This is a genomic window from Cytobacillus solani, from assembly GCF_001420595.1.
GTDB lineage: Bacteria > Bacillota > Bacilli > Bacillales > Cytobacillaceae > Cytobacillus > Cytobacillus solani.
Map to the genome: position 1 here is coordinate 3,245,317 of NZ_LJIX01000006.1, position 12,105 is coordinate 3,257,421.

The 12,105-nt window shown below is 36.7% G+C and carries 15 protein-coding genes and 1 riboswitch; of the genes, 5 read left to right on the forward strand and 10 right to left on the reverse strand.

All coding sequences use genetic code 11. The features are described from left to right. Positions 1-67: 67 nt before the first annotated feature. Together AN957_RS18080 and AN957_RS18085 are read right to left on the reverse strand one after the other, a co-directional pair. A complete protein-coding gene (locus AN957_RS18080; protein WP_053476836.1) occupies positions 68-841 on the reverse strand; it encodes a metallophosphoesterase in 774 nt (257 codons plus the stop codon). 123 nt (positions 842-964) lie between these two features. Further along, positions 965-1,597 carry a CBS domain-containing protein gene (locus AN957_RS18085; RefSeq protein WP_053476837.1) on the reverse strand — a complete coding sequence of 211 codons (633 nt, stop codon included), beginning with the start codon at positions 1,595-1,597 and terminating at the stop codon, positions 965-967. 137 nt (positions 1,598-1,734) lie between these two features. On the opposite strand from AN957_RS18085, the gene AN957_RS18090 reads away from it, so the two are divergent. From AN957_RS18090 to AN957_RS18100, 3 genes are all read left to right on the forward strand, one after another. Next, positions 1,735-1,962: a spore coat associated protein CotJA gene (locus AN957_RS18090; RefSeq protein ID WP_053476838.1), complete on the forward strand. Its 228-nt coding sequence runs from the start codon at positions 1,735-1,737 to the stop codon at positions 1,960-1,962. After that, positions 1,959-2,219: a spore coat protein CotJB gene (locus AN957_RS18095; RefSeq protein WP_053476839.1), complete on the forward strand. Its 261-nt coding sequence runs from the start codon at positions 1,959-1,961 to the stop codon at positions 2,217-2,219. Before AN957_RS18090 ends, AN957_RS18095 begins: the two co-directional genes overlap by 4 nt. A gap of 80 nt (positions 2,220-2,299) precedes the next feature. Further along, entirely contained in the window at positions 2,300-2,869 is a 570-nt protein-coding gene (locus AN957_RS18100; protein WP_053476840.1) for a manganese catalase family protein, read from the forward strand. 41 nt (positions 2,870-2,910) lie between these two features. Here the strand turns inward: AN957_RS18100 and AN957_RS18105 are convergent, their stop codons facing one another. From AN957_RS18105 to AN957_RS18125, 5 genes are all read right to left on the reverse strand, one after another. Beyond that, complete coding sequence (locus tag AN957_RS18105) at positions 2,911-3,369, reverse strand: YpbF family protein (protein WP_053476841.1); 459 nt, start codon at positions 3,367-3,369, stop codon at positions 2,911-2,913. Positions 3,370-3,454: 85 nt separating this feature from the next. After that, positions 3,455-4,147, reverse strand: coding sequence for a LysM peptidoglycan-binding domain-containing protein (locus AN957_RS18110; protein ID WP_053476842.1), 693 nt, complete (start codon positions 4,145-4,147; stop codon positions 3,455-3,457). Continuing rightward, complete coding sequence (locus tag AN957_RS18115; RefSeq protein ID WP_053476843.1) at positions 4,140-4,739, reverse strand: CPBP family intramembrane glutamic endopeptidase; 600 nt, start codon at positions 4,737-4,739, stop codon at positions 4,140-4,142. Before AN957_RS18115 ends, AN957_RS18110 begins: the two co-directional genes overlap by 8 nt. Beyond that, complete coding sequence (locus AN957_RS18120; RefSeq protein WP_245637797.1) at positions 4,739-6,226, reverse strand: RecQ family ATP-dependent DNA helicase; 1,488 nt, start codon at positions 6,224-6,226, stop codon at positions 4,739-4,741. The genes AN957_RS18115 and AN957_RS18120 overlap by 1 nt, the downstream gene beginning before the upstream one ends. A 14-nt stretch (positions 6,227-6,240) precedes the next feature. Next, positions 6,241-7,299: a YpbB family protein gene (locus tag AN957_RS18125; protein WP_056687229.1), complete on the reverse strand. Its 1,059-nt coding sequence runs from the start codon at positions 7,297-7,299 to the stop codon at positions 6,241-6,243. 307 nt (positions 7,300-7,606) lie between these two features. Here AN957_RS18125 and AN957_RS18130 point away from each other — a divergent pair, with 307 nt between their 5' ends. Next, the gene (locus tag AN957_RS18130; RefSeq protein ID WP_053476845.1) at positions 7,607-7,855 is read left to right on the forward strand and encodes a ferredoxin; all 249 of its coding nucleotides are present in this window, start codon (positions 7,607-7,609) and stop codon (positions 7,853-7,855) included. A 102-nt stretch (positions 7,856-7,957) separates the two neighbouring features. Here AN957_RS18130 and AN957_RS18135 read toward each other — a convergent pair whose 3' ends face one another. Next, positions 7,958-8,542 carry an ECF transporter S component gene (locus tag AN957_RS18135; protein ID WP_053476846.1) on the reverse strand — a complete coding sequence of 195 codons (585 nt, stop codon included), beginning with the start codon at positions 8,540-8,542 and terminating at the stop codon, positions 7,958-7,960. 164 nt (positions 8,543-8,706) lie between these two features. Next, positions 8,707-8,910, reverse strand: a riboswitch (FMN riboswitch). Between the two features lie 208 nt (positions 8,911-9,118). On the opposite strand from AN957_RS18135, the gene serA reads away from it, so the two are divergent. After that, positions 9,119-10,699: a phosphoglycerate dehydrogenase gene (gene serA / locus AN957_RS18140; RefSeq protein WP_056685450.1), complete on the forward strand. Its 1,581-nt coding sequence runs from the start codon at positions 9,119-9,121 to the stop codon at positions 10,697-10,699. 256 nt (positions 10,700-10,955) lie between these two features. On the opposite strand, the gene AN957_RS18145 is transcribed toward serA, so the two are convergent. Both AN957_RS18145 and AN957_RS18150 read right to left on the reverse strand, forming a co-directional pair. Continuing rightward, a complete protein-coding gene (locus AN957_RS18145; protein ID WP_053476848.1) occupies positions 10,956-11,768 on the reverse strand; it encodes a histidinol-phosphatase in 813 nt (270 codons plus the stop codon). Positions 11,769-11,832: 64 nt separating this feature from the next. Next, positions 11,833-12,012, reverse strand: a complete 180-nt coding sequence (locus AN957_RS18150; protein ID WP_056685453.1) for a hypothetical protein — start codon at positions 12,010-12,012, stop codon at positions 11,833-11,835. Positions 12,013-12,105: the final 93 nt, after the last annotated feature.

The window sequence follows — 12,105 nt, forward strand, 5'->3', positions numbered from 1 at the left end:
GAGAGCAATTAATGTTTGTGAGTCGTCCACCCATATACTAAATGGCGCTTATATTTTTTAAGCCATATTATCCTCTTTTTAAGGTAATTAGATGGGTTTCCGCTTTGGCACCTAATCTAAGCGGGAGAGCAGTTGTTCCATACCCATTACTTATTAACAGTGTCGTCTGTTTCATTTTTTTTAGTTTTCCTTTTTCATATGGACTGTATCCCAGAATATGAATTTGCCCCCCGTGGGTATGTCCACTTAAAACAAGTCGTATCTGATGTTCGCTTTTTATTTTGCTAACTACTTGCGGATTATGGCTTACCAGGATTTTGAAGCCCTCATCAATGCCTGCATCTGCTAATGCAAGGTCAAATCGATCTCTTTTCAAGCTTATATCATCAATTCCCATAAAAATCAGCCGTTCGCCTTCTGCTGATTCAAAAAAAGCAGCCGTATTATCGAGAATTTTCACACCACAATCGAGCATTAGTGCATCTAAATACCGATAATCCACCTCATAATCATTATTGCCCCATACAAAAAGAACATCCCCGAGCGTCTTCAATTTGAGGAGGTTTTCTTTTACTCTTTCAAAAGGAACACCTTTCTCTGCTAAATCGCCGCCAATAATTACAATATCCGCTTTCGAACGCTGAACTTCTTGAATAATATGATCCGAAATAACTCTTTTATGTATATCAGAAATAAAAAACAGCTTTACTTCACCAAACGTTTCGGGAAAATCAGAAAAAGTAATCTCCTTATAAATGACACGATTAGCAAAGGCCTCCTTTACCATATAAATAATCAGTCCAATTACTAAGATAAATACGACTAAGAACAAATATCCCATATTTCCTCCTGCTCAAAATTCCTAGCTATTTTCAGTCTTTAGAAATAATACCATAATCGAAACAAAAAAATCCCCTCCCATTATAATTGTGTGAGAGGGGGTGCCCATTATTCCTCTTTAATGCTAGCTTTCCTTTACATCAAGAACACGAAAACCTGATCCTTCAAGCTTTTCAATAAACTTGTCAATGTTGTCTTTCTTCTCGATTTTCATGACGATTCTTCGAATAAGTCGATCCGTTTCATCAAAAGTAACGAGAGAGATAATTTGTTCGTGGAACTGCTGGGAGATATCTGCTAAACGTGCCAGTCTTCCCTCTGTTTCAGATGAAGTAAAAGCAATTCGAATGCCTGGCTTATTCATTCCAAAAGCAGATTGAAATTGTGCAAGAACGTCATAACGTGTCACGACCCCCAAGAACTTAAGACTGTCATCCAACACAGCAAGCAATGGGAAATCTTTCAAATCAATAAGGGTATGTTCAAATATTTCATCCCCACGTAAATAATGTTCTTTATGAGTTGCAATTTGCTTCACTTGTGTATTCTGTAAATAATCTTCCTTCGTTTGTTCAGCTTTAAAATAATTTTCATAAATTCCGTATCGTGTAACAATTCCAACATAGGAATCCCCATCTAAAACTGGTAACCCATCAATTTGATGTTCTTCTAATTTTTCAAGGGCCTCCTTAATTGTCTTGTCGTGATCAATCGTATAACTCTTAAACTTTGGAATCATGACGCTTTTCACAAACATATTTATCACCTCAAAGTATTATTTACAGCTACAAATTTATTATTCCACACGAAACAGCAAAACCCTTCTTAAAATTTAACATGAAAGCAAAATTTTATTCATATGATTGAATGACCTACTTACAAAGGAGGGATTACATGTTTACACCTACTAAAGCTTACTACCCATATATTAGTCCTTTCGATCCTTGCCCACCCATTAAAGTAAAAACCTACTCCACTCCCCCCAATCTTTATATGGGTTTTCAGCCTCCTAATCTTCCTCAATTCAGCCCCATGGAGGCTCTCAGAGCAGGAACTCTATGGAAACCATTCTATGATCCATATTTCAGTCCATATGAGAAGGTAAAGGAGGGACGCTCATGAAACAGCTGCCAGCAGAATATTATCAGCTTTTAGAACAGCTTCAGGCAGTAGACTTCGTATTAGTTGAACTCAATTTATACCTTGACACACATAATGGAGATGAAGAGGCAATAAAGCAATTTAACCATTATGTCAGTGAGCGGAAAAAGTTAAGGAAAGCATATGAAAGCAGGTACGGTCCACTAATGCACTTCGGCCACAGCTATTCAGGTACCCCTTGGAATTGGGACGATGCCCCATGGCCATGGCAAGTTTAAGGACTGGAGGAAGGATTCGGTTCGGGCAGTAAGATAGCAGATTTTGAAAGTATTATTAGAAAGAATGAAGGAGGGGTTCTATGTGGGTCTACGAAAAGAAATTACAATATCCTGTTCGAGTCAGTACTTGTAACCCGATGCTTGCAAAATTTTTGATTGAACAATACGGCGGAGCGGACGGAGAACTTTCAGCTGCATTAAGATATTTAAACCAAAGGTATACGATTCCAGATAAGGTGATAGGACTTTTAACAGATATCGGAACAGAAGAGTTTGCACATTTAGAGATGATTGCCACAATGGTATTCAAGCTAACTAAAGATGCAACACCAGAACAAATGAAGGCCGCAGGGTTAGGTGCACATTACGCAAATCACGATAACGCCCTTTACTATGAAAATGCGGGCGGTGTCCCTTGGACTGCTACGTATATTCAAGCAAAAGGAGATCCGATCGCGGATTTATACGAGGATATTGCTGCGGAAGAAAAGGCTCGAGCTACCTATCAATGGATTATCAATATGAGTGACGATACAGATTTAAATGATAGTTTACGCTTTTTAAGAGAACGAGAGATTATACATTCCCAGCGCTTTAGAGAGGCCGTTGAAATCCTGAAAGATGAACAAGGTAAAAAGAGAATATTTTAATAGACTGGAAAAGAAGCAATTCACCATGCTTCTTTTCTAGTTTATTTATTTTCATGAAAAAGATTAATATCATAATTTGCTTTCATCATGTCAAAAACAAGATGCCTGTTTTTCCATTCCTCTTCCTTCTTCCAGAGATCCTTGCTTTTATCAATGATTTCACATCTTAATGCATGGTATTCTTTCTCTGCTTTTTCTCTTTTGGCTTTTAATAAATTCATTAACCCATACAATCCAACTGTAAAAACAATTAAATATAAATTAGCTGAATTATTCACATAAGCAGAAAACATGGCAGCAAAGGAGTAGGAATACGGTTCAATCACGGTTTGATTAATATAAAGTAAGTAGAAGAAGGTTATAAAAACCGTTGCCCACATAACATATAAATGTCGGCGCTTAAAATTATCAAACTTTCTTTTTCTTTCTACTACCTTTTGAAGCATTTTTCTTGTTGCTTGATCCGTTCTTTCATCAAGCATTTTAATCGATGATTCCATTTTCCCCCTCCTCGTATACCCATACAGCTCACTATACTCCTACTATATGAGCTTGTACGCAGGTATATGATTAAGGAAGATGAAATTACTTCTTGGGAATCGTTAATACTTGACCTACATGAATGTCGGTACCGTTTAAATTATTCGCCTTTCTTATAATTTCAACGCCATCTTGAGATTGGTAATATTTCAAAGCAATACGAAACAGATTTTCATTTGACTTAACTGTATGATAAATGACTGCTGCTTCCTCTTTTTGTTCTTCTTGTTCTTTTGGCAGTTCTTGATTTGATTGATTTTCGGATTCTTTTGAGGTTTCCGTCAAACCTTTATCATTTTCGTCGCCATTAACTGGATCCCTTGGAGTTGGGATAGAAGAATCAGAATCTGCCTGATTATTATTTTTAGCTGCGTCATCTTTTGTATTCGGGGTATCTTCTTTTACTTCTATCACTGTCTCTTTGTCTTTTTTATTTTCGTAGCCTACCGTTTCAAACCCTGAATTCGCTGTGCTCGCCTTTTCAGAACTTCTCGGGCTATCACCATTCAAAGAATGATAAATACTTAAAACCGCTATTGGCAGCAAGATAAAAAATAAAGCAAGTAAACTAATGACAGGATACTTTATTTTCCATTTATTTTTCTTTTTTTTCTGGTGGTGAAGCCTGCTCCTCGGCGGCAATTTTTCTTTAACCGGTTCATTTTCATTATCTAAATTTTTCTCAATTTTCTTCCTAAGCCGTTCAGCTTGATCTCTGTAAGGATCTTCTCTATTCATTGAACATCCCTTCCTGTTTGTTATTACGGTTCCTTATAAGTATACCAAGTAAAAAATCTATAATAAAATGCATAAAAATGGTTACCCATAAATTCCCCGTTAGTAAAAAAAGATAACCAATAAAAAAGCTTAAAACAATAATATTTACAAATAAAAACCAGTTAAATAAATAGCGATAATGAACGATAGCAAAAATTATACTAGAGAATACTAATCCGACATGCGTCTGGATAATGCCCCGAAATAATACTTCCTCGCAGAAGGCAACTACTGCTGCAATGAATGCTATGTGTATGATATTTCGGTTACGAAAGATTCTCTCATTTAATCCCCCATCATCATAATAAGATGCCGGCAGGATTCTCATTAAAATAAGGTCAAGTAAGACCACTGCTAATCCAGCCACTCCCCCAATTAAAAATATCCGATAATCATTCCATTGAAACAGGTTCAAAAACTCTGAAAGACTATCAAATAAAATGATACCTAAAATAAGTGAAATCGTTAATAGGATCAATTGGGTAAAATAGAGATGAAATAATAGCTGTTTAGTAGAAATTTCCTTAATCATATCAGCATAATTGTTCTTCATCAGCCTCGCTCACTTACTAAAAGAATTTTTGCCAGATGTTTTTTCCAATCAAAAAAATTATCAGCAGTTTTATGATTTTTTGTTTTCGGATAAAAAACAGTTAAATCAATTCCACATTGATCGCAGCAATCATCTATCTCTATTGTCTTGTCTTCTTTAAAATACTTCAAGATATTTTTTCTTCTGCAGCCATTTAATTGTGCTTGTGTCCATATAAGCATATCGTTAATTTTTTTCCTCTTCACCTGTAAACGCTCGTTAATGAAGACTTTTAATTGTACATACCTTTGCTGCATAGGCTCTTTAGTGTTCCCAAATAAATAATCTGCTACTACCCTCCACTGGACCTCTGTTAAGCCGGAAAGACTTATCAGTTCATTTTCAAGTTCACCTAAATCATTAATTGAATTATTTTTTTCTTCAAGTAAATGATAGACAAAATCAAGCTGTGCCTCACTTGGCAGTTCTCCCTCTGCAAGCTGAAATGGCAGCTGCTCATCTCCTGGAGAATATAGAAGGAGGGCAATGCTTTTCATTCCATCCCTGCCTGCTCTCCCAATTTCCTGCAAATAGGATTCGAGCTGGAGCGGCATATGAAAATGGATCACATAACGAATATTTTCTTTATTAATCCCCATCCCAAATGCACTAGTAGCACAAATGACATCCAGCTGGTCATGAAGAAATTGCTGTTGAATAAGAACCCTATTTTCTTGTTCCATCCCTCCATGATACGCCATCACCCGATCGATCCCATTTTGCTTTAAGTGAATTGTCATCTTTTCAGCCATTTTTTTACTGGAAAAATATACAATCCCTGGACCTTCAAGGTTTTGTACCAGCTCCACTAATCGATCAGATTTATCATGATAGGAGTCAATGACCTCAACAGCTAATACAATATTCGGGCGGTCTACTGAATATATATATTCATTCCAATTTTTCAAGCTTAGTGAAGAAATTAATTCTTCCTTTACTTCAGGTGTTGCCGTTGCAGTTAACGCAAGGGTTAACGGGTTTCCTAATTTCCGCCTGAAATCCCCAAGCTTTAAATAATCAGGTCTAAAGTCATACCCCCACTGAGAAATACAGTGTGCTTCGTCAATAACGAAAAGTGCGATTTGAAGCTCCCTCAGTCTATTCAAGATAAAATCAGATTTCAGCATTTCTGGAGAAAGAAAGATAAATTTATACGTATTCAATTGAGATAAGGCTTGTTTTCTCTCCTGTGGCGTTAAAAAAGAATTGAATGCTATTACTCTCTTTTCCCCGTTCATCATTAACTGCTCCGTCTGATCCTGCATTAAAGATAAAAGTGGAGAAATAATGATAACCTGTCCTTTTAACAAATAACCTGACAACTGATAGCATAATGATTTTCCCGTTCCAGTGGGGAGCATCGCTATCGTATGATTTCCTTCTAAAATGGAGGAAATCACTTCTTTTTGTCCAGTTCTAAAAGTCGTGTAGTTAAAATACTTTTTCAAATGCTCCTCCAGCTTCATTTCTTTTCACCGCCTTTTGCTAAAACTAAACGGATTTCAAAATAGTCTACATCTGGAACTAATTCTCGAATATATTTAAGCTGTTTTGATGATACTGAGTTGATTGCCATTTTTATTTCCTTTTGCTTGTCTATATTTACAAAGGCTGAGATATCAAAATTAGGAATATTCAAGGCGATTTCGACGAGATGATCCTCAATCGTGTTCTTTTTCAATTTCCGCATTTGGGCAATTTCTTCAAGTCTGTATCCCATCTGTAATAGATTAAACGTTCGATTACTTGACTCTGTGAGTGGCGTGGCCCTTTTTTTGTCCTCAATCATACAGCTAAGAAGCGGAAAATCGCCTTGTTTCGTTCCGACTTTTTCCAGCATATAATGAAGTATACTAAGGAATTGTATATGATAAGCTTCTTCATCCATATCAAATTGATCAGCAGCCTGTGCTTCAGTTAATCCAATTATTTGATAGCCTGTTACTCTCTTCACAAATATAGACGGATCTAGACCGTCCATTGTTTCCAGGCATGCCACAAGTTCATCATATAACTTCTCAGCTAGTTCATCCTTGCTAAGCTTACATTTATATAAGTAACCCTTTAGCCACTTATGATGTTCCTTGCTCTTTTGTATGGGCAAATATTTAGAATTGCGATTTTTCAGATGGGAGATTACTTGGATAGCTAGTGAAAGCCTTTCCCAAAAAAGATCTGTTAAGTTATGAAATTTCCAGCCATTCAAATTGGCGGGAATAGGATTTGGTTTGAAGTACTCTTCAAGCTGCTTTAAACCCACGGACGTCACACAATAGCTCTGCTCCGCATTTGTTGAAACGAATCCTTGCTTGTTCAAAATGTCAATGTGCATGTCTAATTCTGCTCTTTTTAGTAATGGGAACGTACTAAAAAATGTCGTTAAATTAAAAATGTGAGCATCCTGAATAGTTTGCGATGATTTCTTTCCATTCAATAGATGAAGAATGGAATAAATGGTCCGCTCCCCATTTATTTTATGTAAACAGTATAAAACAATCATAGAAAGATAAGAATTTTTCATCATATCACACAGCCTTAGATTTACTGAAACAAACATATCCATAATTAAAATAATTCTATTTTTCTTTGGAAATTTATTCTTTATATGATAGGAACTTTCTATCATCTTACATTTTATCATGAATAAAAATTTTGAGTCTGATTAAATCTCACTTTTATAGGAAATCGCTCAAACTTGTTGTGATAAGCATTCTCAATACTTTTTCTATTGAAATGTTGACCATTCAGTTTTACAATAGGTATGAGGAATACGTTTTAATCTTCAAAAAATATCAGAATATTTGTTTTAAATTTTGGGAGGTTTTTTCATGGCAAAGTATACAATTGTTGACAAAGAAACATGTATCGCATGTGGGGCATGTGGAGCTGCAGCACCAGACATTTATGATTACGATGACGAAGGCATTGCGTTCGTTACACTAGATGATAACCAAGGAATTGTTGAAATTCCAGATGTATTAATCGACGATATGATGGATGCTTTCGAAGGCTGCCCAACTGATTCCATTAAAGTTGCTGATGATTCATTCGATGGAGATCCACTTAAATTCGAATAGTTTTCTTTTATAGTGAACGCTACTGCTCCCTTTTTTTATTAAAAGGGAGTTTTTTAATATAAAGAAAAAGCAACGGTGCAGGCCGTTGCTTTCTTTTTTATATTAGATCGCATTCTTATATGAACCTTGCTTGTTAATCCAAGGACTCATGCGTGTAAATAATAGCATAAATACAAGAGTAATTAATAACCCCTTGATAATATTAAAAGGCAAGATAGCCGTTACAACGACTGTACGTATTTCTGGAGCAGACATTGCTGGCATATTCAAAAAGAGGGTATATGCCGGATAAATGATAAAGTAATTTAATACACTCATGATCACAGCCATGATAAAGGTGCCAATTACTAATCCAACTGTCATACTTTTTTTTGTTTTTAATTTCTTATACACGAAGTATGTCGGTAATATAAATAGGATACCCGCCACAAAGTTTGCAATATGGCCTACTGGCACACCAGTTGCACTTCCAGTCATAAAGTAATCTAATATGTTCTTAATCAATTCCACTAAAATCCCAGCCACTGGACCAAAGATTAACGCAGCAATCAATGCAGGTATATCGCTAAAGTCAATCATTAGAAAATTTGGAAATGGCGGCAATGGGAAATTTAATAGCATCAAAATGTACGAAATGCTGCTGAGCATCCCAATTCCAACTAAAGCTTTAACCGTAAGTTTTTTCATGTTCCTCTCTCCTTGTTAGGACTATCTCTCCTAAAGAAGAAAGGTTCAGCAGTATTATAAAGCCTAAGCAAAAGAAAACCCTCAAGCACATCGCTTGAGGGAGATTACAAAGGCTCACTAAATAAACGTTCAAATAACCTGCATTTTTTGAACGTCTGCAGAACCTCCATCTTCTCCCATCCAGACTGTACTGTCGGCTTTGGATTCGCACCAAATCCTGCCCCAAGCTAGAACATCCAAAGATCACATCAGCATTTTGCTGCTAAGGTTTCATTGAATTATGCTTTAGCTATTATAGGCTCGCGGGCTTAGAGTAAATAATACTCATCACCGCCGGTCGGGAATTTCACCCTGCCCCGAAGATAGACCGTATAATTTTTTACAAATATTATTATACTCGAAAAAAAATAAAAAGGGAAGGCTTTAACTTTGCCACCATTCAGGCTATAAAATGACAATTTATTAACTTTATAATATTAAAGCGCTTCCAAACGAAATAAGTATGCTTAGTGAATTGACAGATGTCTGTCTGTCTTGTAAAATTATCTGAATATTATTTCCATTCGAGGTGTTTACATGTTTACTATTTTAATTGCTGATGCAATTAGCGAAGAAGGTTTACAACCGTTATTAGAAATGGATAATGCTACGATTATTCAAAAAAAAGCCTCAGATCCAGAAGTTAGCCTAGAGGTCATTGATGCCTTACTTGTAAGAAGTGCAACTAAGGTTAACGATGAATTATTAAACAAGATGCCGAATTTAAAAATTATCGCCCGTGCTGGTGTAGGAGTTGATAATATTGAAGTTGATGCAGCCACACGCAAAGGCATCGTTGTCATTAATGCACCTGATGGCAATACAATTTCTACCGCCGAACACACCTTTGCCATGATGGCCTCCTTGATGAGAAATATTCCCCAAGCCCATCAAACAGTCAAAAATTTAGAATGGAAGCGAAATAACTATCTTGGAACAGAGCTCTTTGGAAAAACATTAGGTATTATCGGGATGGGTAGGATTGGTACAGAACTTGCTAAGCGATCAAAAGCATTTGGCATGATGATTAAAGTATTTGATCCATTTTTAACAAAAGACCGCGCAGCAAAGCTAGGAGTTGAGTCTTGTCCCATTGATTCAGTATTACAGGACTCGGACATTATAACTGTCCATACCCCACTCACTGCAGAAACAAAAGGCATGATTAATGAACAAGCTTTAAGCAAAACGAAGAAAGGGGTTTTCTTTCTTAATTGCGCCCGCGGAGGCATTATTGATGAACAAGCACTTGCTAAGTATATTGGGATTGGACATGTAGCCGGTGCTGCTCTTGACGTCTTTGAAACGGAGCCTCCAGGTGAAAATCCACTGTTTAAATTCGATAATGTGATTGCCACTCCTCATCTAGGCGCTTCAACAAAAGAAGCACAGCTAAATGTGGCTACCCAAGTGGCAAGGGAAGTGCGATTATTTTTAGAAAATAATCCAGTCTCAAACTCTATCAATCTACCGGCAATCTCAAAAGATATTTTTGAGAAAATTCGTCCATTTCATCAAATGTCCAAACAAATGGGTTATATTATATCTCAATGCATAAAAGAAGGGATTCGTGAACTATCGATTACATATTCAGGAACTGTTGCCGAATTAGAAACTTCCTATTTGACGAAAGCAACATTAGCAGGATTCTTTAAAAATAGAATCGCTGTTAATGTTAACGAAGTAAATGCCCTGCTGACAGCCAAAGAACGTGGCATCACCGTTGGAGAAAAAATATCTGCTGATTCTTATGGCTATGCTAACTGCATTACTGTAACTGCTAAGGGTGAAGAAACTTCATTTACAATCAGAGGAACATATATTGAGCATTACGGGCCTCGTATTGTTTATCTAAATGGATTTAATATTGATTTTCTCCCAGAAGGAAACCTCCTTTACATTCAGCATATGGATCGCCCTGGTGTCATTGGACGTGTTGGAAGAATACTAGGGGATTATTCCATTAATATCGCGACAATGCAGGTAGGAAGAAAAGAGGCAGGCGGTGAGGCCATCATGGTGCTTTCTTTTGATAAGCCATTGGAGGACGACACATTCGCATTACTAACAAAGCTTGATGATATTGTTTCAATCAATCGAATAACAGTATCTGAATAAACAAGAAAGGGATGACTCGCAAGTGGAGTCCTCCCTTTCTTGTAGTCTAGGAAATAATAAAATCGAATGTTGTGGATAACTTTGGAAAAAGGAAATTGTCTAGCGCAAGCGTCCTATCGCCTATCAAACTTCAGGTCTCCTCCGCAACGATTGCGTCAACATCGGTTCGCTCACTTACCGTGTTTCCTTTATCGCTGTCGTTGTCCCTTCCAGTTTGTACGGCGATGATCAAGGCGCTTGCGCTTTTCTTATTTTATTAACCTAGTGGGTATGTTTGTCGTTCTCCTTTTGAAAAAGTCATGATTGATGTATATCCAACTTCTTTTGCCAAAGTTATTGCTTGATCAAAGTCCGCACCCACATGCTCCGGGAAATGAGCATCTGATGACAATACGATTGGGATATTTTTCGCAAAACATTTTTCTAATAGCCGTTTATCTGGGTATAGCTCTCCCACCGGTTTTCTTATGCCTGCTGTGCTTATTTCCACACATGTCTTTGATTCGGCTAAAGCATCTGTAGCACGCTCATACTGTTCTAAAAGAAACTCCTCATTTTCCGGTACATATTTAAAGATTTTTACTAAATCAATATGTCCAATAATATCAAACAAATTGGACTGGGCCAGGGTAACAACCTGGTCAAAATACTGCTTGTAAATTTCGTAAATATCCCTTTTTTCCCATTCATGTTTATACTCTGCTAAGTCAATGCCAAAATCGCCTATCCAGTGGATCGAGCCTATTACATAATCAAAGGAATAGGCTTGAATGAATTGCTTCATTTCCTCATGCTTCCCTGGAGTGTAATCCATTTCGATCGACATTTTTACATCTATCTCTTTTGTCCATGCTTCTTGAAATAGACTTATATAATCCTTCATATCATAATAACGTCTCTCATTTACCCATGGATTCTGCAAAATGTCTGCTGTCTGATAAAAATGATAGGCATGCTCTGAAATACCAAAGCTATTTATTCCTTTTTGTTTTGCCATATCTGTAAACTGCCGTAAATAGTCTAAACTCAAAGTACCCATTTCCAAATGATTATGATAATCTGTAAGCACCTTTTCGCCTCCCTAATTTTTACCTATTATACTTTGAAGGCTACAGACTAGCAAATCATAGATTCTATGAAATAAATTGAGATAACTCCACTGGTGTGTCTATTGCTTCTGCGTGATGTGCCCGTGTATTTTTTCCGCCAAGAAATAATAGGCTGACACAGAGTACCATTATAATTGCAATAATAAAACGTTTGATGTAATCCACCTTGCTCCCCGCTCCTCTTCTTTCTTTAATTCCTGCCATATTCACCATATGATGTGGATCTTATGTTTATTACATAAAAAGAAGACAAGCCATTGGCTCATCTTCTTTTGTTCTTTACCAAACTGTTTTTAT

What these genes read in the sequence shown, in the direction of transcription:
- AN957_RS18080 (WP_053476836.1), bottom strand. Translation starts at nt 841, where the DNA reads ATGGGATATTTGTTCTTAGTCGTATTTATCTTAGTAATTGGACTGATT.
- AN957_RS18085 (WP_053476837.1), bottom strand. Translation starts at nt 1,597, where the DNA reads ATGTTTGTGAAAAGCGTCATGATTCCAAAGTTTAAGAGTTATACGATT.
- AN957_RS18090 (WP_053476838.1), top strand. Translation starts at nt 1,735, where the DNA reads ATGTTTACACCTACTAAAGCTTACTACCCATATATTAGTCCTTTCGAT.
- AN957_RS18095 (WP_053476839.1), top strand. Translation starts at nt 1,959, where the DNA reads ATGAAACAGCTGCCAGCAGAATATTATCAGCTTTTAGAACAGCTTCAG.
- AN957_RS18100 (WP_053476840.1), top strand. Translation starts at nt 2,300, where the DNA reads ATGTGGGTCTACGAAAAGAAATTACAATATCCTGTTCGAGTCAGTACT.
- AN957_RS18105 (WP_053476841.1), bottom strand. Translation starts at nt 3,369, where the DNA reads ATGGAATCATCGATTAAAATGCTTGATGAAAGAACGGATCAAGCAACA.
- AN957_RS18110 (WP_053476842.1), bottom strand. Translation starts at nt 4,147, where the DNA reads ATGAATAGAGAAGATCCTTACAGAGATCAAGCTGAACGGCTTAGGAAG.
- AN957_RS18115 (WP_053476843.1), bottom strand. Translation starts at nt 4,739, where the DNA reads ATGAAGAACAATTATGCTGATATGATTAAGGAAATTTCTACTAAACAG.
- AN957_RS18125 (WP_056687229.1), bottom strand. Translation starts at nt 7,299, where the DNA reads ATGAAAAATTCTTATCTTTCTATGATTGTTTTATACTGTTTACATAAA.
- AN957_RS18130 (WP_053476845.1), top strand. Translation starts at nt 7,607, where the DNA reads ATGGCAAAGTATACAATTGTTGACAAAGAAACATGTATCGCATGTGGG.
- AN957_RS18135 (WP_053476846.1), bottom strand. Translation starts at nt 8,542, where the DNA reads ATGAAAAAACTTACGGTTAAAGCTTTAGTTGGAATTGGGATGCTCAGC.
- serA (WP_056685450.1), top strand. Translation starts at nt 9,119, where the DNA reads ATGTTTACTATTTTAATTGCTGATGCAATTAGCGAAGAAGGTTTACAA.
- AN957_RS18150 (WP_056685453.1), bottom strand. Translation starts at nt 12,012, where the DNA reads ATGGCAGGAATTAAAGAAAGAAGAGGAGCGGGGAGCAAGGTGGATTAC.